The sequence below is a fragment of the Bacillus sp. EAC genome, from assembly GCF_002156875.1.
In the GTDB taxonomy this organism is placed as follows: domain Bacteria; phylum Bacillota; class Bacilli; order Bacillales; family Bacillaceae_G; genus Gottfriedia.
Map to the genome: position 1 here is coordinate 58,330 of NZ_NCSY01000006.1, position 24,665 is coordinate 82,994.

23 protein-coding genes, 1 pseudogene and 2 riboswitches are annotated in these 24,665 nt (G+C 32.8%); of the genes and pseudogenes, 6 read left to right on the plus strand and 18 right to left on the minus strand.

The features are described from left to right. Positions 1-2: 2 nt before the first annotated feature. The 3 genes from B7R65_RS11420 to B7R65_RS11430 are packed head-to-tail and all read right to left on the minus strand — an operon-like array spanning position 3 to position 2,068. Positions 3-764, minus strand: coding sequence for an ABC transporter permease (locus tag B7R65_RS11420; RefSeq protein ID WP_088042916.1), 762 nt, complete (start codon positions 762-764; stop codon positions 3-5). Next, the gene (locus tag B7R65_RS11425; RefSeq protein WP_088042917.1) at positions 764-1,054 is read right to left on the minus strand and encodes a thiamine-binding protein; all 291 of its coding nucleotides are present in this window, start codon (positions 1,052-1,054) and stop codon (positions 764-766) included. Before B7R65_RS11425 ends, B7R65_RS11420 begins: the two co-directional genes overlap by 1 nt. Positions 1,055-1,078: 24 nt before the next feature. Continuing rightward, positions 1,079-2,068: an ABC transporter substrate-binding protein gene (locus B7R65_RS11430; RefSeq protein ID WP_088042918.1), complete on the minus strand. Its 990-nt coding sequence runs from the start codon at positions 2,066-2,068 to the stop codon at positions 1,079-1,081. 87 nt (positions 2,069-2,155) lie between these two features. Continuing rightward, positions 2,156-2,265, minus strand: a riboswitch (TPP riboswitch). Between the two features lie 148 nt (positions 2,266-2,413). Here B7R65_RS11430 and racE point away from each other — a divergent pair. Further along, positions 2,414-3,211, plus strand: coding sequence for a glutamate racemase (gene racE, locus B7R65_RS11435; RefSeq protein WP_088042919.1), 798 nt, complete (start codon positions 2,414-2,416; stop codon positions 3,209-3,211). Between the two features lie 60 nt (positions 3,212-3,271). Here the strand turns inward: racE and B7R65_RS11440 are convergent, their stop codons facing one another. Beyond that, on the minus strand, positions 3,272-3,712 hold the full coding sequence (locus B7R65_RS11440; protein WP_088042920.1) for an RrF2 family transcriptional regulator: 441 nt from the start codon (positions 3,710-3,712) through the stop codon (positions 3,272-3,274). Positions 3,713-3,884: 172 nt separating this feature from the next. On the opposite strand from B7R65_RS11440, the pseudogene hmpA reads away from it, so the two are divergent. After that, positions 3,885-5,101 (plus strand): annotated as a pseudogene (gene hmpA, locus B7R65_RS11445) (NO-inducible flavohemoprotein). 357 nt (positions 5,102-5,458) lie between these two features. Here the strand turns inward: hmpA and B7R65_RS11450 are convergent. The 8 genes from B7R65_RS11450 to B7R65_RS11485 all read right to left on the minus strand — a co-directional run bounded on the left by B7R65_RS11450 (position 5,459) and on the right by B7R65_RS11485 (position 15,139). Next, positions 5,459-5,974, minus strand: a complete 516-nt coding sequence (locus tag B7R65_RS11450) for a GNAT family N-acetyltransferase (RefSeq protein WP_088042921.1) — start codon at positions 5,972-5,974, stop codon at positions 5,459-5,461. Positions 5,975-6,074: 100 nt separating this feature from the next. Next, a complete protein-coding gene (locus B7R65_RS11455) occupies positions 6,075-7,730 on the minus strand; it encodes a bZIP transcription factor (protein WP_088042922.1) in 1,656 nt (551 codons plus the stop codon). 341 nt (positions 7,731-8,071) lie between these two features. After that, positions 8,072-8,611 carry a GNAT family N-acetyltransferase gene (locus B7R65_RS11460; protein WP_088042923.1) on the minus strand — a complete coding sequence of 180 codons (540 nt, stop codon included), beginning with the start codon at positions 8,609-8,611 and terminating at the stop codon, positions 8,072-8,074. Between the two features lie 98 nt (positions 8,612-8,709). After that, on the minus strand, positions 8,710-10,626 hold the full coding sequence (thrS, locus tag B7R65_RS11465) for a threonine--tRNA ligase (protein ID WP_088042924.1): 1,917 nt from the start codon (positions 10,624-10,626) through the stop codon (positions 8,710-8,712). A 405-nt stretch (positions 10,627-11,031) separates the two neighbouring features. Continuing rightward, positions 11,032-11,502 (minus strand): acyl-CoA thioesterase, encoded by a 471-nt coding sequence (locus B7R65_RS11470; RefSeq protein WP_088042925.1) that lies wholly within the window; start codon positions 11,500-11,502, stop codon positions 11,032-11,034. A gap of 453 nt (positions 11,503-11,955) precedes the next feature. After that, complete coding sequence (gene sdhB / locus B7R65_RS11475; protein WP_088043211.1) at positions 11,956-12,717, minus strand: succinate dehydrogenase iron-sulfur subunit; 762 nt, start codon at positions 12,715-12,717, stop codon at positions 11,956-11,958. A 7-nt stretch (positions 12,718-12,724) separates the two neighbouring features. Then, entirely contained in the window at positions 12,725-14,491 is a 1,767-nt protein-coding gene (gene sdhA, locus B7R65_RS11480; protein ID WP_088042926.1) for a succinate dehydrogenase flavoprotein subunit, read from the minus strand. A gap of 12 nt (positions 14,492-14,503) precedes the next feature. Further along, entirely contained in the window at positions 14,504-15,139 is a 636-nt protein-coding gene (locus B7R65_RS11485; RefSeq protein ID WP_088042927.1) for a succinate dehydrogenase cytochrome b558 subunit, read from the minus strand. Between the two features lie 301 nt (positions 15,140-15,440). Between B7R65_RS11485 and B7R65_RS11490 the strand changes: the two genes are divergently transcribed. Continuing rightward, the gene (locus B7R65_RS11490) at positions 15,441-15,887 is read left to right on the plus strand and encodes a YslB family protein (RefSeq protein ID WP_088042928.1); all 447 of its coding nucleotides are present in this window, start codon (positions 15,441-15,443) and stop codon (positions 15,885-15,887) included. Positions 15,888-15,922: 35 nt separating this feature from the next. On the opposite strand, the gene B7R65_RS11495 is transcribed toward B7R65_RS11490, so the two are convergent. The 3 genes from B7R65_RS11495 to uvrC all read right to left on the minus strand — a co-directional run bounded on the left by B7R65_RS11495 (position 15,923) and on the right by uvrC (position 19,860). Further along, positions 15,923-16,114, minus strand: coding sequence for a hypothetical protein (locus B7R65_RS11495; protein ID WP_088042929.1), 192 nt, complete (start codon positions 16,112-16,114; stop codon positions 15,923-15,925). Between the two features lie 342 nt (positions 16,115-16,456). Continuing rightward, positions 16,457-17,698, minus strand: a complete 1,242-nt coding sequence (locus tag B7R65_RS11500) for an aspartate kinase (RefSeq protein ID WP_088042930.1) — start codon at positions 17,696-17,698, stop codon at positions 16,457-16,459. A gap of 110 nt (positions 17,699-17,808) precedes the next feature. Beyond that, a riboswitch (Lysine riboswitch) is annotated at positions 17,809-17,982 on the minus strand. Positions 17,983-18,087: 105 nt separating this feature from the next. Then, positions 18,088-19,860, minus strand: coding sequence for an excinuclease ABC subunit UvrC (gene uvrC, locus B7R65_RS11505; protein WP_088042931.1), 1,773 nt, complete (start codon positions 19,858-19,860; stop codon positions 18,088-18,090). A gap of 146 nt (positions 19,861-20,006) precedes the next feature. Here uvrC and B7R65_RS11510 point away from each other — a divergent pair, with 146 nt between their 5' ends. Beyond that, positions 20,007-20,465 (plus strand): PepSY domain-containing protein, encoded by a 459-nt coding sequence (locus B7R65_RS11510; protein WP_088042932.1) that lies wholly within the window; start codon positions 20,007-20,009, stop codon positions 20,463-20,465. A 111-nt stretch (positions 20,466-20,576) separates the two neighbouring features. On the opposite strand, the gene B7R65_RS11515 is transcribed toward B7R65_RS11510, so the two are convergent. The 3 genes from B7R65_RS11515 to trxA form a co-directional block, all read right to left on the minus strand. Then, positions 20,577-22,208 (minus strand): MDR family MFS transporter, encoded by a 1,632-nt coding sequence (locus tag B7R65_RS11515; protein ID WP_373419571.1) that lies wholly within the window; start codon positions 22,206-22,208, stop codon positions 20,577-20,579. An 89-nt stretch (positions 22,209-22,297) separates the two neighbouring features. Next, on the minus strand, positions 22,298-22,732 hold the full coding sequence (locus B7R65_RS11520; protein ID WP_088042933.1) for a MarR family winged helix-turn-helix transcriptional regulator: 435 nt from the start codon (positions 22,730-22,732) through the stop codon (positions 22,298-22,300). Positions 22,733-23,098: 366 nt separating this feature from the next. Beyond that, on the minus strand, positions 23,099-23,416 hold the full coding sequence (trxA, locus tag B7R65_RS11525) for a thioredoxin (RefSeq protein ID WP_088042934.1): 318 nt from the start codon (positions 23,414-23,416) through the stop codon (positions 23,099-23,101). A 169-nt stretch (positions 23,417-23,585) separates the two neighbouring features. Here trxA and B7R65_RS11530 point away from each other — a divergent pair, with 169 nt between their 5' ends. Together B7R65_RS11530 and B7R65_RS11535 are read left to right on the plus strand one after the other, a co-directional pair. After that, positions 23,586-24,077: a GNAT family N-acetyltransferase gene (locus tag B7R65_RS11530; RefSeq protein WP_088042935.1), complete on the plus strand. Its 492-nt coding sequence runs from the start codon at positions 23,586-23,588 to the stop codon at positions 24,075-24,077. A gap of 336 nt (positions 24,078-24,413) precedes the next feature. Beyond that, the gene (locus tag B7R65_RS11535) at positions 24,414-24,572 is read left to right on the plus strand and encodes an FbpB family small basic protein (protein WP_088042936.1); all 159 of its coding nucleotides are present in this window, start codon (positions 24,414-24,416) and stop codon (positions 24,570-24,572) included. The last annotated feature ends 93 nt before the right edge of the window (positions 24,573-24,665 follow it).

The following is a 24,665-nucleotide window of genomic DNA, read 5'->3' on the forward strand; positions in this document are numbered from 1 at the left end:
TTTTAATTTACTCCTTTAGACTTCCATTTCACAGTCAACCGTTCAATCAATGCAATTATTGCAAAATAAATCATACTTAAAACCATAATGACAAAGATTGAAACAAATACGCGATCTGTTCGAAATGATGATGAAGCAAGAGTCATATAGACCCCAATCCCCGATTTTGCTCCAAGCCACTCAGAGATAACTGCTCCCATGACACTATAAGTTGCTGAGATCTTTAGTCCTGAAAAAATTGAAGGAAGGGAATATGGAAATTCTATTTTCCAAAATAATTGAGACTTTGTTGCTCCAGCCATTTTCATATAATTAACTAATTCATTTGGTGTTTGACGAAAACCATCTAGCGATGATACCGTGATTGGAAAGAAACATACTAATGAGATGATTATTAATTTCGGTAGCAAACCAAAACCAAACCAAATAATTAAGAGTGGAGCCAAAACAATAATTGGTATATTTTGAGATAGTATTAACAATGGATAAAACGCTTCTTTGAATCCCGGGATTATATGCAAAATTAGTGCAATTAAAAGACCCAATAATGATCCGATTAACAACCCTGACAAAGACAACTGAATTGTTGAAATGACATGCGGTATGAAAGAATCTATTGAATTAATACCTTCTTTAAAAATAGCCAATGGGCTTGGTAAAAGCCAAACTTCTACTTTCCAAATTTTAATACTTAATTGCCAAATTATTAAAAAAAGCAGGATGACAATAATTGGTTGCCATCCCTTTATATTTCTTGATTTCATCAACGATATTTCTCCGTTAAATCATCCATTGCAATACCTTGTGGTTGGTATAGAATCTTCATTTGTGTAATCACATTATGACAGCCAATTTCTATCATTCTCTCATTCATTTTTTGAACAATCATTAATAATTGATTTAAATCGCCTTCCATTGTTGTTTCTAAAGGTTGAACTTGATATTTCACTCCCGATTCATTAATGATTTTAATCGCTTCATCTACTGCGGGAATAACCTCTTCAATTTGTTTAGTTTTAGGGATTATTTGTACACTAATTAATGTATTCGGCATAATTATCTCTCCTTTTTATGGATATTATTTTGGCAAAAATTCATTTGTGAATGCTTTATCAGGATTAAATTTACCTTCTAACAATTTATTTTCCGTTAACCAGTCAGCATAGTTTTTCCAAACTGATTTTTTTTGTTCACCCCAACGAGATGCATCGTCTTTATATTTTGTAGATAACCATATTTGGCTTTTTTCAACCAATTGTTTATCTAAATCAGGATTGTCTTTTAGTAAAATTGATGCTGCTTCTTTTGGATGATCTATCGAGTAGTTGTACCCATTCGATACTGCCTTCATGAATGCTTTAACAATTTTAGGATTATCACTAATCATTTTTTCATTTGTAGCTAAAACTGGAGTATAGTAATCTAGTTTTTTACTGTAATCAGTTAGATATACCATATTAAGTTTCTCACCACGAAGTTCAGCTTCAATACCAGTCCAACCTTGGTAAATCCAAGCAAAATCAATATCCTTTTTAACCGCTGTAAAGAAATCTGCATCTCCCATGTTAACAATGCTTAACTTATTTACATCAGCATTTTCTTTTGACATAAGTGAATTCAAAATAGCTTTTTCTACGGGTGAGCCCCACCCTCCATATGTTTTACCTTCAAAATCTTTTGGTGTTTCAATTTGTTTCGCCTTAGGAGAAGCAAAGCCAGACGTATTATGTTGAATAATTGCAGCTATCGATACGATTGGTACATTTTGTACTCTCGCTTGGGTAATAGATTCTTGGTAAGATACACCAAAATCTGCTTTCCCTGTAGCTACTAATTGGTCTGCCCCTGTTTGTCCTGGGCTTATTATTTCAACATTTAGACCTTCATCTTTAAAAAACCCCTTATCCTTCGCTACAAATAACCCTGTGTGATTTGTGTTCGGCGTCCAGTCTAATACAACCGTTACCTTCTTTTGTTTTTTATTTCCTTGAGAAGTAGACGTTTTTTCTTTACCGCATCCTGTTAATAGTAAACAGATTGCTAGAAAGATAAATGCAAATTTTTTCATTTCATAACACTCCTTTTTGTTTCGTTTATACAAAAAGAAAACGCCCGGATAGAAGTTATCCGGACGTAAATGCACTGTAAAAAACATATCAAAAGAGATACTGTTCCCTACGCTGGCATCACCCAGATCAGGTTCTAAGAGTCAGTATCTTAAGGATACAATCTCAGCCAGCAACACTGGCCCCTCCACATTTTCTCGCATATAAACTTTCTCAATTAATATAACAGATATTTAATTTATTTACGAATTATTTTTTCTTAAAAATAAAATTGGTGGAATGTTATAGTAAAATCTTAGTGTTAAAAGAATATACTACACTAATGAATTCGTAGTAAAAACGCGGGGATTTTATTGAACAAACCAATTGGAGTCATAGACTCAGGTGTTGGAGGTTTAACAGTTGCAAAACAAATTATCAGGCAATTACCAAAAGAAGAAATTTATTATGTAGGTGATACAGCAAGATGTCCATATGGATCTCGATCTTATGAGGAGATTAGAAGTTTTACGTTGGAAATGACAAATTATCTGATGAATCAAAATATAAAAATGTTAGTTATTGCATGTAATACTGCTACTTCGGTTGTATTAAGTGAATTACGTGAAAAACTTTCTATCCCTGTGATTGGTGTTGTTCACCCTGGAGAAAGGGCAGCAATTAAACTTTCTCAAAATGATCGAATCGGTGTAATTGGAACAAAAGCTACAATTAATAGTCGAGCGTATCATCATGCTTTACATCGTATTAATAGTACAGTGGAAGTAATAAGTTTAGCCTGTCCGGAATTTGCTGGAATCGTAGAAAGCGGTGGGTTTAACAAACAAGAAACAGTTAGTATTGTCAAGGAAACTCTTTCACCACTTTTTGGAACGAATATTGATACACTAATACTCGGATGTACGCATTACCCTCTTCTTAGTCCGATCATACAAGAAGTGATGGGCCCTAAAATTCAGTTAATCAGTTCAGGTGACGAAACAGCGCGTGAAGTAAGTGCAATACTAGATCAACAAAATTTATTGTCAACAAATGAAGATGTATCACATTCCTTTTTTACAACTGGTAATCCTATATTATTTAGTACAATAGCTTCAGCTTTATTTCAAGAACCTATGGAAAATGTAAAACATATTAAACTATGAGCACTCAAGTAAACGTTTTGAGTGCTTTTCCTATTTACAACTATTTTCATATATAGTAGTTTATTTCTTATTTAAATCTAAGTATTCCATTAACATCGTATTATTCTTAACAATATCTTCTAGTGTATATTGATCTAGGACATGTAAAAATTGCTCAAGCGCTTTATTAAAAATATGCTTTAAGGAACATACCGGTGTGATTACACATGTATTACCGTGTTCAAAGCATTCCACGATGTTAAAGTCTTCTTCTGTTTGACGGATAATTTCTCCAATATTTATGTCAGATGGTTGCTTTGCAAGACGGATTCCTCCGTTTCTACCTCTGATTGTTTCAATATAGCCAAGTTTACCTAAATTATAGATAATCTTCATTAAATGATTTTTTGAAATATCATATGCCTCAGCAATATCCTTAATATTGACCAGTTTTTCTTGTGATCCAGATGAAAGGAATATTAGCACACGAAGTGAATAATCCGAATAATTGGTTAAACGCATATTTTGTCCTCACTCACTTATATTTGATTTATCATATCATAATTGTGAACATTTTTTAAACTTTAATAGATTTCACCCGAAAAGATGTATTTTAAATATTGCTTTTGTGCATTTTCGGACTTAAGATTAAGATGTATTTAAAATACTACTTTAAAGAAAAGAAGGGGTTTACATGTTATCTCAAAAGACAATTGAAATAATCAAATCAACAGTACCTGTTTTAGAAGTAAAAGGAACTGAAATCACAACAGTATTCTATAAAAATTTATTTACAAACCACCCTGAATTATTAAATATCTTTAATCACGCGAATCAACAAAAAGGTAGACAACAAACTGCTCTTGCTAATACTGTATTGGCTGCAGCAACTTATATAGATAAACTTGAAACAATTATTCCTGTCGTCAAACAGATCGCACAAAAGCATCGAAGTCTATTAGTAAAACCTGAACATTATCCTATTGTTGGTGAGCATTTATTAGGAGCAATTAAAGAAGTACTTGGCGAAGCTGCTACTGAGGAAATAATTTGTGCATGGGCTGATGCATATGGTGTAATCGCAGATGTATTTATCAATATTGAAAAAGAAATGTATGACAATGCCGCTACTCAAAAAGGTGGTTGGGCTGAGTTTAAAGAATTTAAAGTAATCGAAAAAGTTAAGGAAAGCGATGTCATTACTTCATTTTATTTAGTCCCAAACGACAATTCAGTCGTACCTACGTTTAAAGCAGGTCAATATATTACAGTACGATCTAAAGTTCCTGGTGAAAATTTTTTTTAAATCGACAATATAGTTTATCCGATTCACCTGGCAAAGAATATTTGAGAATTTCTGTTAAAAAAGAAGCGGAAGTAAATCAACCAGATGGTATTTTCTCAAATTATTTACACGAGCATATTCAAACTGGTGACACTTTAGAAATAACTGCTCCTGCGGGTGACTTTATATTAAATAATAAAAAAGAAGCACCAGTTGTCTTCATTAGCGGCGGGGTTGGAATTACTCCATTAATGAGTATGGTTAAAGATATTGCTATTAACCAGCCAGATCGTAAAGTTGAATTTATTAACGCTTCTAGAAACGGTAAACTCCAAGCATTTGAAGAAGAATTAAGATTTTTAGAAAAGCAATTAACAAATTATTCATTATCATTTATTTACGAAGCTCCTTCAGAAGAAGATTTGAAAAATCCTAATTTTAAAAAGCAAGGCTACATCGATGTAAATTGGCTACAAAATAATGTAAATTCGATTAAAGCTGATTACTATGTTTGTGGTCCAGTCCCATTTTTAAAAGCAATCATTAATGGTCTAAAACAATTAGGAATAGACGATGATGCAATTCATTATGAATTCTTCGGCCCGTCTATGAGTTTAGAATCTTAACAATTAAGAATTTGTTCGAAAAAAAACATAAAAAAGGATGCTTCGTATAGCATCCTTTTTTATGTTCTACTTAGATAGCTTGCAGTTTTTTTTAGTGCAGTTGGGATAACAAAGCTTCCAAAAATACCCATTAGATCACTTGAGGAGTATTTTTTTATACATCCATATGTGAGAGTACTAATTAATATATCGTACAAAAAAAATCGACCTAAATCATTTTTAGTAATGACTAAAAAAACGACAGATGATTTTCTCGTTGTCAGACTAAGCCCACCTTTTTAAAAGTCACATTACTATTTTTGAATTTTTTTAAGCTAAATAGTTTAGCAGAGTTCTTTAATAATATACTTAAATTCATTAATTTAATTGACTGTAAGGGAGTTCCCAATAATATTTCTCTAGCTCTTCATATAATTTTTTCATACCTATTTTTTCTAAAACTCTAATTGAAGCATGATTGTAAATAGAGCAAGTGGCAATTATCTTATGAACATTCTCCTTGTTCATTCCCCATTTACAAAATGCCTTTCCCATTTCTGTCGCATAACCATTTCCTTGGTACTGAGGTAAGATACTATATCCTATTTCCATTATGCCATGTTTATCTGGGCCACCTTTAAAACCCATGTCACCGATAACTAACTGATCTTTTTTATGTATAATGATCCCCTCATATTCTTCCTCTTCAGGATGACTTTGAAATCGGGAAATCTTATAAGGAAATAAGTTTTTGTATGCATTTATCGGCCAACCTTTTCCGAGCCCATATGATGTTTTATCATGTAAAAATGAACTTTTCCCATTTAAAACATCAATCATAGCATTCGCAGTAAAAGTTAATAGAATAAGATTTTTAGTTTCAACAATAACCATTATTTTGCCCCTATTCAAATATTATTTAGCAATTTAGAAAGTATATTTTCGTACTTTCTAAATTGCCAATCCAACCAATTCGTAATAAAGGAATCCATTTTTACTTACTCTTAAAAAATATTCTTGAAATGATCAAACCAATTAGTCCAAGAATAATAAATAATCCGGCTCTAACGAGTAAGGAAATAGATGGTAAATCAACTAATACTAGCTTACCCAGCGTAAGTAATAACAAGGCAACGCCAATATACGTCCAAGTTTTAATTTTCTTTATACTTCCTAATACCATTGCTACTATAGCTATGACAATCCAGCTACTATTAATTGATAAACTAATGACATTATCAGATAAATCTAATGTAATGATTTGAACCAATTGAGTAACAAAAGCAATCAGTAATAAAGTAATTAAGGAGGAAGAAGTTACTAAGATGAATTGTTTTTCCTTTTCATTTTTATAAGCCAAAGTTGAAATAGTTATCGTTGCAATGATCAATACAATCCAATCCATTGTTACAAAAGACCATATTGAATTAATGGGTATAGAGATAATTGCAATACCTACAGGAATAATTGTAAGTGCTGCGATGATTAATTTAAATAAATCCCTATATCGCAAATAAAATAAATACGTTAAAATAGCTTGAATAATCAAGACTGTGTTTAGTAGTTTGTCAGTGACATTATCTATACATAAAAATGAAAATGCTAGAAGAAAATTAGTCGAAAATGCAAAGAAAAGGTCCGCTTGTTTTTTATAAAAATTAGTTAAGAATAAATATGAAACACATAATATGATCAAAATAATCGTTCGTGTATTTTCTTCATAACTACTAAAAATCCATCCAAGTGTAACCACAAAGCTACTATGCAATATCAAAACTTGCTTCTTTATTGTAAATTTGGAGATTAATAAAATGATAAGTAAACCTAAATGCTGTACAAGTATACTTGTGGCGAAGTATTCAAATCCTTTAGTTGAAGCATTAGTTAAACCTACTATTAAATAGACTAAATGAAGTAATACTGCCGATGATATATATAAAATTTTATAGTTTCTATACGTTGCATAAAACAAAAACAGTAAATAAATTGATGTCTCATAAAACGATAAAAATAAATAATTAGGCGAAGTACTTTTAACTAAGAAAGGAACAAAAACTGCACCTAGAATACTTATAAGTCCTATTGCTTCAGATTTAAATTTATTCATAGAATAAAAACCGATTCCTACCCAAATTACTTGTAGTATGAAAGCAATGCTTGGGCCAATCATATTATATAAATGATGCATTGCAAAAGTAGTTAAAAATAAAACAGGTAGTACTCCACCTATTAATGTTTGACCAAGAGTTAAACGTTTCGCTTTAATCTGTCGCTGACCATACCAATATAGTAAAATCGCAAATACAAAACCAATTCCTACTTTGGCATATTTATTAAGTACCCCATAATCTGATGCTGCCTTAAATCCCCACATTATTCCTATAATAAAAATAAAGATAAAAAATCTTGGTAAAATTTTTTGGAATATCAGTGCCTCAATATCAATTTTTTCTTTTTCAGGAGCTTTTTTAACTTGTTTATTATTTGGCCTCGCTTGTGGTACTCGGACTGTTTGACTCTGATTTGATTGTATTCTTTCTGATCTCGCTTCCTTCGCAATAAGTAGAAATTCAATTTGCTTTTTCATTTCACTTACTTCAGATTCAAGTTTTTCTACCTTTTTTTGAAGCTCTTCATTTTGATTATCCAAATGCCTCACCTCTTATCATAACTATTATTTCCATTTAAGCTATATAACCTTTGTACTGATCTATCTCTAATTGATTTCGATAAAATTATTAGTTTTCCTATTTAAACTTTTCCAATTACCTTAATATGGCAAAATTCGTCATATTTCCCAGAAAATAAATTTTATTAATCTCAGCGTTAATTTCTACTCCAACTAACCTTTTTGACCCTTGTGTCAGTCTCAACTGTCCCGCTACTCGCACAGGAGTCTTGCATATCCAATCCAAACAACTTCTTTTCAATTTCATACTTTTTCATAAACTTTTTAAAACAACAATCCTTTAGTAAAATGCTTTCTTTAAATTAATTTTGATTCCATTCATGTTCTAATATGCTGTATAAATAAGTGTCCCTCCATCCGTCTCTCAATAACATGTCTTCACGCATCTTCCCCTCTAATTTTAATCCCATTTTTTCTAATACTTTTGCTGACCCTATATTCCTTACATCACATGTCGCGTAAATTCTATGTAGTTTTAGCTCAGAAAATCCAAATGAAATTATTTTGTTTGCTGCTTCAGTTGCAATTCCTTTTCCCCAGTAATCAGGATGAATAATATATCCGATTTCGCCAGATTTATTAGTACAATCTCTAACATTGAACTCTATTGCGCCAATTACTCCTTGATACCCTTTAAGTGTAATTGCAAATACAAATCGGGTTCTAGGAGCTTGTTTTGAATCAACAAGAACTTGCTTTACAAAATCTTTCGTTTCATTCTCTGTATTTGGTCCCCAAGGCTGATATTGACATACATTTGCTAAAGAAGCGTATTTATGTACATCTATCCAATCTGTTACTGCGAGTTCACGTAAAATCATTCTTTCGCTTTCTAGATTCATTTTTATAACCCCTCTTAAAAAATAATGACTTTGTATACTTACTACTTTAACGGTCGTTTTAAAAAAATCCTCTATCAATAAGATAGAGGATTTATAAATTAAAACATAACTTTTTCTAATTTTTGTTGCTTAATCATTTCTAAGAAACTTTCGAATGACTGAGTTCCGATGTCACCTTCGCCACGCTTACGAATTGCAACCGCATTATTTTCAACCTCTTGATCACCTACCACTAACATATAAGGTAATTTTTGCAGTTGTGCTTCACGGATTTTGTATCCGATTTTTTCACCACGTAAGTCAGCTTCTACTCGGATACCTGCATCTTTTAATTGACTAGCTAGTTTTTCTGCATATTCATTATGAACGCTTGAAATAGGAAGTACAGCTACTTGAACTGGCGCTAACCATAATGGGAATGCTCCAGCAAAGTGTTCAGTTAAGATCCCTAAGAAGCGATCAATCGAACCGTAAATCGCACGGTGAATTACAACTGGGCGATCTTTTTGATTATCTTCATTAACATAAGTTAAATCAAATTTTTCCGGCATTTGGAAATCTAATTGAATTGTTGCACATTGCCAACTACGTTTTAATGCATCTTGAATATGGAAATCTATTTTTGGTCCATAGAATGCACCATCGCCTGGATTTAGTTTGAAATCTAGATTTTCAGATTTAAGAACATTTTCTAACGCTTGTTCTGCAGAATTCCATAATTCTTCAGAACCCATTGAATCTTCTGGACGAGTAGATAATTCCACTTTATAAGTAAATCCAAATACGCCATAAATTTCTTTTATTAAGTTAATTACTTCAATAATTTCGCCTTCGATTTGATCTGGACGACAGAAAATATGTGCATCGTCTTGAGTGAAAGTACGAACACGCATCATACCATTTAAAGCACCAGAGAATTCGTGACGGTGTACTTGACCATTTTCACACATACGGATTGGTAGATCACGGTATGAATGTAATTTATTTTTATAAATTAACATATGACCTGGGCAGTTCATCGGTTTTAATGCAAAGTTTATGTCATCAACTTCAGTAAAGTACATATTTTCATGGTAATGGTGCCAGTGACCTGATTGTTCCCATAAACGTTGGTTCATGATAAATGGTGTACGAACTTCCTGGTAATCTTTACGAGTTTGAAGACCACGCTCATATTGTTCTAATTCATTACGAATGATTGTACCTTTTGGTAAGAAAAATGGCATACCAGGTGCTTCTTCAGAAAACATGAATAATTCAAGTTCTTTACCTAATTTACGATGGTCACGCTTTTTAGCTTCTTCTAATAAATGTAAATGTTCTTCTAATTCCTTTTTGCTTGGGAACGCAGTACCATATACACGTTGAAGCATTTTATTATTTGCATCGCCTCTCCAGTATGCACCTGCTACAGATAAAAGTTTAATTGCTTTTACTCTACCAGTAGATGGAACATGTGGTCCACGGCATAGGTCAACAAATTCACCTTGAGCATACATTGAGATAACTACATCTTCCGGTAAATCACGAATTAATTCTAATTTAAATTCATCATCTAATTCAGTGAAGAATTTAATTGCTTCCTCACGACTAACTTCTGAACGTGTAATTGGTAAATTTTCTTTAATGATTTTTTCCATTTCTTTTTCAATTTTTGGTAAATCTTCAACCTTAATTGAAACAGGTAGATCAATATCATAATAAAAACCATCAGCAGTTACAGGACCTACACCAAAAGCAGTTTTTTGATCTTTGTAAAGACGCTTAACAGCTTGAGCTAAAATATGCGCTGAACTATGGCGCATCATTTCTACTCCCTCTGGATCATCTTGAGTAATGATCTGTACTTCACACTCTTCAGTAAGTTGTGTATTTAAATCCACTAATTTTCCGTTAATTTTACCACCAAGGGCTTTTTTCTTTAAACTAATGGAGATTGAACCAGCGAAGTCTTCTACTGTCGTGTTTTTTTCCACCTCGCGAATTGATCCATCTGGTAATTTAATTGAAATCATTAAGTTCACTCCTTTTTTAAATTAATTTTTTGCAAATAAAAAGAGCACACTCGTAGGGACGAATGTGCTCGTGGTTCCACCCTAATTAAATGTACGCAAAAAAAACATACAAAAATCTCAACGTTTTAACGGTCTGCACCGATAGCAGTTACTAGTAATCATACGTTCCCCACTATAGCTACAAGGTGGTAAGTCATTCAACGTATAGAGAATTCTCGCACCATTTGAATTCCTCTCTTAACTATCGTCTTGAACGCTCGTGTCCTTGATCTTTGCTTATACATTATTCATATAAAAGTATTATATAGAATGTAATCAAATTCTTCAAGTACTCATCTTAAGAATAATCAAAATGTTTTATTATACTATGCTTCTATTATTAAGTATGCAACAATATTATCAAGTTTAAACACTCACTACTATATTTAATTCATTCTGAAGCTTTGCTTTCCATTCATTCGGCCACTTTTCACTTCGTCCAGTATTTCTGTTCATGTTCACTATCGAATTTCGACCTGTGAAACAAATTGCTCCATTTGGATTAATTCCCATATAATGAATGTCAATTGATGAATTTCCTATACTGGAAACTTTAACAAAGACATCTATTTTTTCATCGAAGTAAACTTGCTGTAAAAAGTCGCATTGTAAATCTGCAACAACCGGTATTATTTCACTATTTTTAGCTGTCCACTCCTGCATGAAGCCAAGATAATTTAAAAATTCAATGCGTGCTTCTTCAAAATAGGTAAATGGTACATTGTTATTCATATGACCAAACATATCTGTTTCACTAAATCGAACTTTTACTGTAATTTTAAATTTAAATTCTGCCTGCCATTCATTCATATTTGAAATATAATTCATTTTCGCCATTTGATCACACTCCTTATTAATAATAATATTATACATTAATTTTCAGAAAAAGAATGAGTATTCATTCATTTTTTTGAAAGAATTATACCCTTTAAAATATTCAAATCCTGACTTTTAAAAAAGGGATGCTTATTCAAAAATCAGAGCCTTCTTAAAGTAATTAATTTTATCCCAAATAATGAAATGACTGTTTTCTTATACTTTCTTGCTTTTCGAGCGTTTATTAGTTGATTTTCACTCCAGGATGCTCCCTTTTCCGTGGGGCATGAGCTGAGCCTCCTCGCCAAGCCTACGGGGTCTCACCCTTCCCGCTACTCCCACAGGAGTCTCGCATATCCGATACAATCAACTTCTGTCTATAAAGTTACAAACATCCTATTTAAAAGCAGCAATCGTTTAGAAAAGAGATTAAATAAAAAAGACATGTCCATTTTGGACATGTCTTGATTAACTTTAAATTTCGTCGCTACCAAAGAAATCTTTGAAAGATTGAATTGTTGTAGCACGGTTTAACGCAGCAATTGAAGTTGTTAAAGGAATACCTTTTGGACAAGATTGAACACAGTTTTGTGAGTTACCACAGTTAGCAAGTCCTCCATCACCCATAATTGCATGTAGACGTTCTTCCTTATTCATCTCACCAGTTGGATGTGCATTGAATAAACGAACTTGTGAAAGTGGTGCTGGTCCAATAAAGTTCGATTTACTATTAACGTTTGGACATGCTTCTAAACATACTCCGCAAGTCATACATTTAGATAATTCGTATGCCCATTGACGTTTTCTTTCTGGCATTCTTGGTCCAGGTCCTAAATCATGTGTTCCATCGATTGGTATCCATGCTTTAACACGTTTTAGAGAGTCAAACATACGACTACGATCTACTTGTAAGTCACGAACTACTGGGAACGTACTCATTGGCTCAAGACGTATCGGCTGTTCTAATTTATCAACTAGAGCAGAGCATGATTGACGTGGTTTTCCATTGATTACCATCGAACATGCACCACATACTTCTTCAAGACAGTTCATATCCCAAGAAATAGCAGTAGTTTCTTTACCTTTTGCATTAATTGGATTTTTACGAATCTCCATTAATGCTGAGATTACGTTCATATTCGGACGATAAGGGACATTAAATGTTTCTTCATAAGGCGCCGTGTTTGGTGAATCTTGACGTTTAATAATTAACGTAATCGTCTTTTCAGCAGTCATTGTTCCATTATGCATTTTGTTTGTCCTCCTTCTTCTTAGAATAATCACGTTTTCTTGGTTGGATTAAAGATGTATCTACTTCTTCATAGTGGAAAATTGGTGAGTTTAACTTCTCATCAAATTTAGCCATAGTTGTTTTTAAGAAATCTTCATCATTACGTTCTGGGAATTCAGGTTTGTAATGTGCACCACGGCTTTCATTACGGTGATATGCACCTAATGTGATAACTCGTGATAAATGAAGCATATTTTCAAGCTGACGTGTAAATGAAGCACCTTGGTTACTCCACTTAGCAGTATCATTAATATTAATGTTTTGGTAACGCTCAAGAAGCTCTTGAATTTTATCATCAGTTTTTAATAAACGATCATTAAATCGAACAACTGTTACGTTGTCTGTCATCCATTCTCCAAGTTCTTTGTGTAGAAGGTAAGCATTTTCTTTACCGTCCATAGAAAGGATACGATTCATTTTTTCTTTTTCTTCTCCAACATGAGAATCAAATACTGAAGATGAAATATCATCAGTTGACTTCGCTAATCCATTTACATATTTTACTGCGTTTGGTCCTGCAACCATACCGCCGTAAATTGCTGATAGAAGTGAGTTAGCACCTAAACGGTTTGCACCGTGCATTGAATAATCACACTCACCAGCTGCAAATAATCCTGGAATTGCAGTCATTTGATCATAATCCACCCATAATCCACCCATAGAATAGTGAACTGCAGGGAAGATTTTCATTGGTACCTTTTTAGGATCATCACCAGTGAATTTTTCATAAATTTCAATGATTCCGCCAAGCTTAATATCTAGCTCTTTTGGATCTTTATGTGATAAATCTAAATACACCATGTTTTCTCCGTTGATTCCAAGTTTTTGGTCAACACATACTGAGAAAATTTCACGTGTAGCGATATCCCTTGGTACAAGATTACCGTAAGCAGGATATTTATCTTCCAGGAAGTACCATGGCTTACCGTCTCTATATGTCCAAACTCGTCCGCCTTCTCCACGAGCACTTTCACTCATTAAGCGGTTTTTATCATCACCAGGGATTGCAGTTGGATGAATTTGAATAAATTCTCCATTTGAATAAGTTGCTCCTTGACGGTAAACAGCTGCTGCTGCAGATCCTGTATTAATGATCGAGTTTGTTGTTTTACCAAAGATAATACCAGGTCCACCTGTAGCCATAATTACTGCATCAGCAGGGAAACTTACAATTTCCATAGAAGTTAAGTTCTGTCCAACGATACCACGACATACGCCTTCATCATCAACAACAACTTTTAAAAACTCCCAGCCTTCAAACTTTTGAACTAGACCTTCTGATTCGTATCGACGAACTTGCTCATCTAGTGCGTATAATAACTGTTGACCAGTAGTTGCACCAGCAAACGCTGTTCTGTGATATTGAGTTCCACCAAAACGACGGAAGTCTAAAAGTCCTTCAGGTGTACGGTTGAACATTACACCCATTCGGTCCATCATATGAATAATACCAGGTGCTGCTTCTGCTAATGCTTTAACTGGTGGTTGGTTCGCTAAAAAGTCTCCACCATAAATCGTATCATCAAAGTGCTCATAAGGAGAGTCACCTTCACCTTTTGTATTAACTGCGCCATTAATTCCGCCTTGCGCACATACTGAATGTGAGCGTTTAACAGGAACTAATGAAAATAAATCTACTTTTGTACCAGCTTCAGCGGCTTTAATTGTAGCCATTAATCCAGCTAAACCGCCACCAACGATAATTACTTTTCCACTCATGTCTCTCTCTCCTTACATGTTTGCTAGCTGCGGATCAATGAATGCAAAAATCGCACGTAATCCAACGATTGATAAAGCAACGAAAATTCCTAAAGTAACATATGTGGAAATGCGTTGCGATCTAGGTGTTACAGTTATTCCCCAAGAAACACAGAATGACCATAATCCATTAGCAAAGTGGAAAATTGTTGAAATAACACCTACAATATAGAAAATTAACATGAATTTTGAAGTGAAAATATCCGCCATCATATCATAGTTAACTTCCGCTCCTAATTGAGCCGCAATACGTGTTTGCCACACGTGCCAAGTAATAAAGATTAAAGTAATTACTCCGGAAATACGTTGGAATAAGTATAACCAGTTACGCAAATATCCATAATTTTTAACATTGCTAGTGCCTGTAAAAGCAATGTACAGTCCATAAATAGCATGGTATAAGATCGGTAATAAAATGATAAAAATTTCTAACACATAACGAAATGGTAAATTCGCCATAAATTCAGCAGCCTTGTTAAATGATTCTGCTCCATTCGTCGCAAAATGATTGACAACTAAGTGCTGAGTTAAAAACAATCCTACTGGAATTACTCCTAACAATGAATGAAGTTTCCTTAGAAAAAACTCCTGTCCATTCTTGTTGCTCATGTAAACCCCTGCCCCCTTTAATTTGTGAACATGAAAATTAACCTCTTCTATTAGTCTATAAAAAATAGAAAACATTGTAATATGCATAAAAAGTCGAAATTTTTATGACATTTATCTAAAGTTCATTTTACTCCTGATAATATAACAGGTCAAGAAAACGCGTACATTTTTCTTTACTGAAAAGACTTCTCAATTGTATAATTATTTCTTTCAATATAAGGGTTTTCTATTATTGTTTTTATTATTGATTATTGTATATAATAAAATCATGTTTTTTTAGGAAAGGGAGAGTTATCCGACCATGACGAACGGCAATGAAATTTTTAATACTCCAGGGACTATCTCTGCTTTTGGTTATGAAATTTTAAGAAATGATTTACTTGCAGATTTGTTAGGAAAAGATCAACACGATATATTATATTGGGCGGGTAAAATGATAGCGAGAAAATATCCATTAGCGACTTTTGAGGAAATTATCGAATTTTTCGAAATAGCTGGTTGGGGAACTTTAACGGTTGATGAAGAAAAGAAACAAGAAGTATTTTTCTCATTAACTTCTGAATTAATTACACACAGAAATCAACAAAAGAAAAATGTCTCATATCAATTAGAGTCTGGGTTTCTTGCAATGCAAATTCAGCAACAAATCGACGTAATAGCTGAAACATATGAAGAACAAAGTAAACGTGGCGATAAAGTGAAATTCCATGTAAAATGGGATTTAAAAGATCCGATCACAAAAAAATAATATAAAAAATAAGCCTGATCAATTTTTGATTAGGCTTATTTCAATTTTTCTTGATTATGTTCTCTCATTAATTTACGGTTAATTCTATTAAATTGTTTATTTTTCTTTATATTTTTAATCATTAAATTTAAGCTATATAGGCAAATAGTTAAAAATAATAAAATGACTATAATTAGAATAAACAATTGTCCAGCCGTATTACTATAAGAAATTCCTCCAATCACCAAAATTCTACTCCCCCCTTCTTATAAAGTAGTAATCTAATGGGAAAAGCTAGTACCTATTTTCTACCTATTCTATTTCTTTCTAATCTTTTTAATGAACTATATTATCTTGATACCATAAATTAATTTTTTTCTTCGTATATGCGAGACCCTTGTGTGAATAGCGTGACAGATGAGACCCCACTGGCGAGCCGAGGAGGATCATCGCACGCTTCACGAAAAAGCGAGCATCCTGGAGTGGAAATCTACATTTCTCCATGTTTATTAGCAACGAAGTTTACGAAAACAGCCTAAATATGAAAATCCCTTTCAGATTAACTCTAAAAGGGATTCAATAAACAATTATTAGTTTTCTACTACTACTTTGTTATTAATTTCATCTAGTTCATAACCTTTATGCAGTGCATGAACTGCATTTTGCAACTCTGATTTTGGAATGACTGTTGAGACTTTAATTTCAGAAGTACTTACCATTTTTACAGGAATACTACTTTCAGCAAGGAATTTAAACATATTTGCAGCCACACCTGGGTTCGAAACCATTCCGCTTCCAACGATAGATACTTTTGCTAGTTCACTCTCAAAATCAAATGAACGATAGCCTAAATATTCTTTTTGTGATTCAAGTATCGTAATCGTTTCTAACATATTTTCAGATTTAATTGAGAATGAAAGATTCACTAAATTGTCTGATGTTACACTTTGAATAATAATATCTACATCAATACCCTCGCTTGCAAGTAATGTAAAGATTTTTGGTAATAAATCGACTTGGTTGTGTAAACCATTTAATGTCATTCTTGTTACGTTTGATTCGAATGCGATTCCTCTTACGACTGATTGTTGTTCCATTTGATTTTCCTCCCCAATAAACGTTCCAATTTCATCATGTTGACTTGATCGAACTTGAATAATTAATCCATAATTTTTAGCAAACTCAACTGCCCTTGGATGCAGTACCCCCGCACCAAGTGCTGCAAGCTCTAACATTTCATCATAGGATACATGACTTAATTTAGCTGCTTCAGGCTCAATTCTAGGATCTGTAGTATAAACCCCAAGTACATCTGTATATATATCACAACGTTCTGCTTTCAGTGCTGCAGCTAATGCAACTGCAGTAGTGTCCGAACCGCCACGTCCTAATGTTGTTATTTCATTTTCACCACTAATTCCCTGGAAACCAGCAACAATCACAATAAAACCTTCATCAAGTAGTTTTTGTATTCTTTCAGTATGAATGGTTTCAATACGTGCATTTCCGTGAATTGATTCAGTTTGTATACCTGCTTGCCAACCTGTAAGAGAAATTGCTTTAAAGCCCTTAGCTTGGATTGCCATAGCTAATAAAGATATTGAAACTTGTTCACCTGTTGATAAAAGCATATCTAATTCTCGCTTACTATTTTGCGGACTAATTTGATTAGCTAGACTAACTAATTCGTCTGTATTATGTCCCATAGCAGAAACAACTGTAACCACACTATTGCCTTCTTTATAAGACTTTGTCACAGTTTCAGCAACATGCTGAATACGTTCGATCGAACCTACCGAAGTTCCTCCAAATTTCTTAACAATAATTCCCATTTTACCCATCCTCACTTATTTAACTTAAAAAAGAATACAAAAAAGCGCGTGAAGCAATGTTCACGCGCCTAATTTACAAATAAGAAATAAAATAGACAAACCATCAACATCTCTTCAATAGCTCCCCGCATAAAATATGCGACAGTACTACACTTCTTAAATGTAGTCCCAACAAAATGAACTGTGGATTCATTTCATTTCGGCAAGCCTTCCTTTCAACTGTCCATCACAACGCCACACGTCTATGACAGTTTACTCTTAAGTCTTGCACCTCTATTACGAGAGAAAATCTTATATTTTTAACTAAATATAATTTATTTTGCAAATACTGTCAAGAAAAAATTCGACAGAAAGATTACATTTAACAAACTTATAAATCCCTAAACACATTACTTTTTAAAATGATTAAAGATTTCTTCAGCCACGTTTTTAGGCATTTTAGCACCCATTAGTTCATCGATTGTTGCTTCTTTTATTTTTTTAACCGAGCCAAAATGTTTCAGTAACGCTTTCTTTCTTGTACCGCCGACACCAGTGATGCCATCTAGTGCTGATTGCACCATGGATTTACTATGAAGCTGACGATAAAACTCAATCGCAAATCTGTGAACTTCATCCTGAATTCTTTGTAATAAAAAGAACTCTTGGCTTTGACGTCCAAGTTGAACGATTTGGGGTGGTTGTCCGATCAATAATTCAGAAGTACGATGCTTTTCATCTTTAACTAATCCTGCTGTAGGAATAAATAAGCCTAATTCATTATGAAGAACATCTTCAACTGCAGACAAATGCCCTTTACCTCCATCGATAATAATTAAATCTGGTAAAGGTAGATTTTCCTTTAAAGCTCTTGAATATCTTCTTCTAACGACTTCACGCATCGAATCATAATCATCTGGTCCTACTACTGTTTTAATTTTATATTTTCGATAATCTTTTTTAGAAGGTTTTCCATCAATAAAAACAATCATTGCAGAAACTGGATTTGTACCTTGAATATTTGAATTATCAAAAGCCTCGATTCGATATGGGGTTTCAATATTTAAGATTTCGCCAAGTTTTTCAATTGCTTTAATCGTTCTCTCTTCATCTCTTTCAATCAATTTAAACTTCTCTTGCAGACCAATTTTTGCATTTTTATTGGCTAAAACTACAAGTTCTTTTTTAGGTCCCCTTTTTGGCTGATGAACTGGTGTTTTTAATAATTCTTTTATGATTTCTGTATCAACTTTATCTGGTACAAAAATTTCTTTTGGTTTCAAATTGTGTGGCTTTTCATAAAACTGGCCAATAAAAGATAAAAATTCTTCTTCTGCTTCATCATAAATTGGAAAATATGATACATCTCTTTCAATTAATTTTCCTCTCCGAACGAAGAAAACTTGAATACACATCCAGCCTTTATCTACAGCAAAACCAAAAACGTCACGATCTACTAAATCACTATTCATCATTTTTTGTTTTTCCATTGTAGCTTCAATCGATACGATTTGATCCCTAAACTCTTTTGCGCGTTCAAAATCAAGTTGCTCCGAAGCAGCTAACATTTTTGCTTCTAATTCTTTCCTAATTTGGTCCTCGCCACCATTTAAGAATCGCACAATCTCATTAACTATTTCTTGATTTTGTTCATCGGTGATTTCTTTAATACAAGGTGCAAGACATTGACCAATATGATAATATAAGCAAACTTTGTCCGGTAAGGTAGAACATTTGCGAAGTGGATATAAACGGTCTAATAATTTTTTAGTCTCAGTAGCAGCTGTTACATTAGGAAATGGTCCAAAATATTTCCCTTTGTCTTTTTTTACGTTTCGAGTGATCAGTAATCTTGGATGCTTTTCAGCTGTTACTTTTATAAATGGATAAGACTTATCATCCTTTAACATAATATTATATTTAGGATCGTATTTTTTAATTAAGTTCATTTCAAGAATAAGTGCTTCCATATTAGACGATGTTACAATGTACTCGAAATCAACGATTTCTTGCACTAAACGATACGTCTTCCCATCATGAGAACCAGTAAAATATGATCTAACTCTATTCTTTAAAACCTTTGCTTTACCTACATAGATGATTGTCCCCTGAACATCTTTCATTAGATAGCATCCTGGTTGATCGGGTAAAAGTGCTAATTTTTCTTTTAAATGATTGTTCAATGTTCTACCTCCTCTCACGGTTTCTTTATTTAATTATAATCTCCAGAGTAAAAAACATAAAATACTTTAATTTATTAAGTAAAAATTAAGCATTGTCACTTACTATACCTCTTATAAATCACTACATTAAGAGGAGAAAATTAATTATGAAAAAAGTAAGAATCATTCATTTTTGGATTGGTGTTATCGTTTCTTTATTTTTATTAATTGAATCAACTACAGGAATCATTCTGTATTTTGATAAAGGAGGGGAACGCCCAAATATTACCATGCAAGGACAATTTCCATCTGATCAAATGGGAGAAAATAAGCAATCTGATTTTCAAAATGAACAAACTAATGGTAATGGAAACAATACTACTTCGAATGGCCAAGGAACTGATAATCAGCAGCTTCCTTTCCAAAATGGAGCACCTAATTTCGGTGAAAATAAAGTACAGCAATCTGCATTTTCAGTCAAAAACTTACACACCGGAATTATTGGTTTAATAAGTGGAATCGGTCTGTTTATTCTGACAGGAACTGGGCTAGTACTATCATGGTTTATTTGGAAAAATAAACGTAAAAGTAAAATGAAAAATCGCAAGGTAACCATGGCTAGTTAAAATACGTTTTTTAGATATTTGTGAGCATCCAGGAGTGGAAATTAACTAAAAGTAAAAAATAGCAATGAAAAAACCTATGGTTAGTTCCATAGGTTTTTTCGTTATTTATAATCATGAAGTCGCTGATTCAACCTCTACGTTCTCTTCTTTTTCTTTTTCGCCTGCTTTTCTATTTGTCAATTTGATTTGATTTAAGAATAGCGTTATAAGTGCTCCAATTCCGATAAAAATCAATGCTGTAAAGAATACAGCGTGCAGCGATTCCATCAGTGATGTTTTAATAATTGGTAGCATAGGTTTTAATATTTGTGTTGGAATTTGTTTTAATGTTTCTTCATTAAAGAGCATTTGGAACACACCTTGAGGGCTAGTTGAAATTGTCTCTTTAAATTTATCTGCTAGAGGGGCAGCCTGCTCTGGTAATTTATTTAAAAATGGTACTAATTCATCTGTTAAAAGTGCACCTGATTTACTATTCATAACAGCTCCAAGAATTGTCACTCCAAAAGTTCCACCGATTGATCGGAAGAATTGACTCGAAGAAGTTACTACGCCTAGTTCTGTTTTACTAAACGTTTCTTGCAGAGCTAATGTGATCGTTGGCATGACTAATCCTAATCCAAGTCCAATAACTCCCATAAAAGTTGTAGCAATTAATTTGCTTGAATCCATATCAAGTGTCGTTAAGAAAAACAAACCAGTTGCCATTACAAACATACCTGTAATTATTTGTGGCTTAATTCCGATTTTAAATACAAGTTGACCACCAATTATACTTGTAATAATCATTGTTACCATCATTGGAGTCATAATCGTTCCTGATGCAGTAGCACTTACGCCAACTATACCTTGCATGAAGAAAGGTACAAACATAATCGCACCAAACATTCCAATTGTCATAAAGAAACCAATTAAATTTAATGTTACAAACGTTCTATTTTTAAAATAATGCATTGGAAGAATAGGCTCTTTCGCTTTATTTTCTACAATAATAAAGCTTATAATTCCGATTATTGCTAAAGCAAATAGTCCGATGATCTGCCAAGAATTCCAGTCATAGTCTACTCCACCTAAACTTAGTGCAAGAAGTAAACTAACAACACCAACGATCATTGTTACCATACCAGCGATATCAAAATTAATTGGACCAGTATTTTTTCGACCTTTTAAACCTAATGCAATAAAAATCGTTGCAAGAATACCTACTGGAAGATTGATGTAGAATACCCACTTCCAGTTTAATGAGTCAACAATCCATCCACCAATTTGAGGACCAATAACTGATGCTAAACCGTAAATTCCACCAAATACCCCTTGGAATTTTGCACGTTCTTTACCTGTAAACATATCCCCAATTACGATCATTGCCATTGGCATCATGACACCGCCACCGATACCTTGAATACCACGATAAATAATTAGTTCTGTCATATTATTTGCAATACCACAAAGTGCCGAAGCAGCCATAAAGATAACTAATCCAGCAATATATACACTTCTGCGTCCTAATAAGTCAGCTAATTTACCAGCTATAGGAACTACAGTCGTAGATGTTAATAAGTAAGCTGTAGTTAGCCAAGTCATTAGACTTAAGCCACCAAGATCCCCTACAATTTTAGGCATCGCAGTTCCGACGATTGTACCGTCAAGAGCTGAGAAAAACATTGCTATGATTAAACCAATTAGCAATAATTTACGATTAGTAGTATTGCCATCATTTTGAATATTTGTATTTGTACTCAAAATTTATATCCCCTTTCTCTCTCTACCTAGCTTTTTACTTTATATAATTACTGATTCAGTAAATTATTTTGTAAATATTTCTAATAAGATTATTTTGATACAGATTGTGCGAGCTTTTCTGCTATTTTTGCAAATTGTAAAAGTTCTTCGTCTGTAAGCGAAAACAATGAACTCTCAAAAATAGCTTTTCGATCTTGAACAACAAGCTCAAGTTTCTTTACTCCCTCTTCACTTAATTTAATGTTAACTACCCTTCTGTCTTTTTTATCATGCTCTCGAAAAACAAAATTGCTATGTTCAAGCCGGTCAATCATAAAAGATACCGCGCTTGGTTTCACACCCATTAACTCTGCTATTTCAGATATTTTGCAGCTTTCATTTTTTCGTAAATACATTAGTACAAAAAATTGTGTCGCTGTCACACCATGCTTATTCATACTTTCCATCATTTTAGGCTGCATTTTATGAACTGCAGTTTGAAGTGCCATCTGAATCCGCTCAATGTACTCATTTTTAATCTGCAAAGCTTAACCTCCTTTAAAAATTAATCTATATAAATATTTAATGTATGTTAAATATTAATGCTTATTAAATATAAACTGTGACAAAAAAATAGTCAATATAAAAAACATTAGACTTTTTTAATGAAAATCAATCGTTTATTTTAATGTTTGTATTTAAAAAAATACTAATACATACGGAATCACGACATCCCTGGAGAATATCGTGTGACTAAAGTATATCCGTGAGGAATGAATAAAGAGGCTTGTTTGTTATTTACGGAAAAGAGAATGGTTCTCCAATTAACACAATGTAACAACATACCCTTTAATAAATTGTAAAAAAAAGAAATGCACTCATATTATGAGTGCATTTCTTCCAAATAATAATTATCCAATATGAGGAGTAATTAATTCTTCTAAAGCTTCTTTTGGTTTGAAACCTAAAGTTTTTTCTACAACTTCTCCATCTTTAAGTACGAATAATGATGGAATGCTCATTACATCGAATTTAACAGCTGTTTCTTGATTTTCATCAACATCAACTTTAACGATTTTAACTTTATCACCATATTCAGAAGCTAATTCTTCTAATACAGGAGCAATCATTTTACAAGGACCACACCAAGTTGCCCAAAAATCTACTAAAACTACACCTTCTTTAGTTTCTTCTGCGAAAGTTGCGTTTGTTGCATTTACAATTGCCATTTAATTTCCTCCTAAGGTCAATCTACATAAGTACAATATGTAGATTGACATAATTTGTTATAATTTTAAAGAAAGTATACCATATGAGAATTAGCATTTTCTATTTATTTGCTCAAACTTACTATTTCCAAACAAATTGTTGATATACCGATGAAAGGACTAAAAAAAAATGATAACTTTTGAAAAAATTACACAAGATTTAATTGATGTAATTGTAGAAATCACAAATTCAAACCCAAATTACAATTTAATGGAGAACGGGAAACTAGATCGGTCGAAAAAAGCACTTTTTGAAGAATATTTTGGGCCATCTCATCCTAGTGAAACTTACTTTATTAAATTAGATGATACTTATATAGGATTAATTGATTTTCTTGAACTAAATCCAAGAGATGGTTTTCCTTGGCTTGGACTATTAATGATTCATGGTGATTATCAGGGCTATGGGTTTGGTACTAATGCGTTCATATTTTTTGAAGACTTATTGAAGGAAAGAAATAAACATGCACTTAGACTAGGCGTTTTGGTGAATAATCCTCAAGCTAAATCTTTTTGGTTATCTCACGGATTCAAATACATTGAAAATAAAATAAACACTGAAGGTATTGAAGTAGAAGTTTACGAAAAAAATTATTCTGCCGAGAATATAAGCGACAATTAACTTAAATTACTTTTTTTATTTTTTCAGACTCTTTTTTGTAGATTTTTGACTTGAAAAAAGTTTTGTTACAGAAAATTGCTGAAAGTGTGAGTTAACTGTGTGTCGAGTGGTAAGATGACTTGCAGGAGGTCCTGCTTCGGAAGCTACCTCTTACCGCACCGAAAGTAAACATCCTGGAGTGTCAATCAACTAAATAACAAAATGTTTACAAAAACAGCTATATTTTTATGGACACAATTTTGTAATAAATAGAATAAATTTTCTCTTTATTTTATGTTAATATAATATTGAATATAGAAATAATATTCAGAAATTAACATAGATAGGAGTGGCACAATGAGAAAAACTTTTCGAAAATCATTTAATCAATTAGTAAATGAAAATAAACAATCTTTACTAAGTAACAAAGAGGAAATTGAAAAAATCGAAAGAAAGATTGAAAAACGCCACGAATCTGGATCCGGGGCTAATAGACTAACGAAAGTTATTTCATAAATTTAAAAGTAATCCTTGAATTTTATAAGGATTACTTTTTTTATTTTGTAATCTTTAAATGTTTTTGAAATGTTAATGTTCAAGTGAATCAGA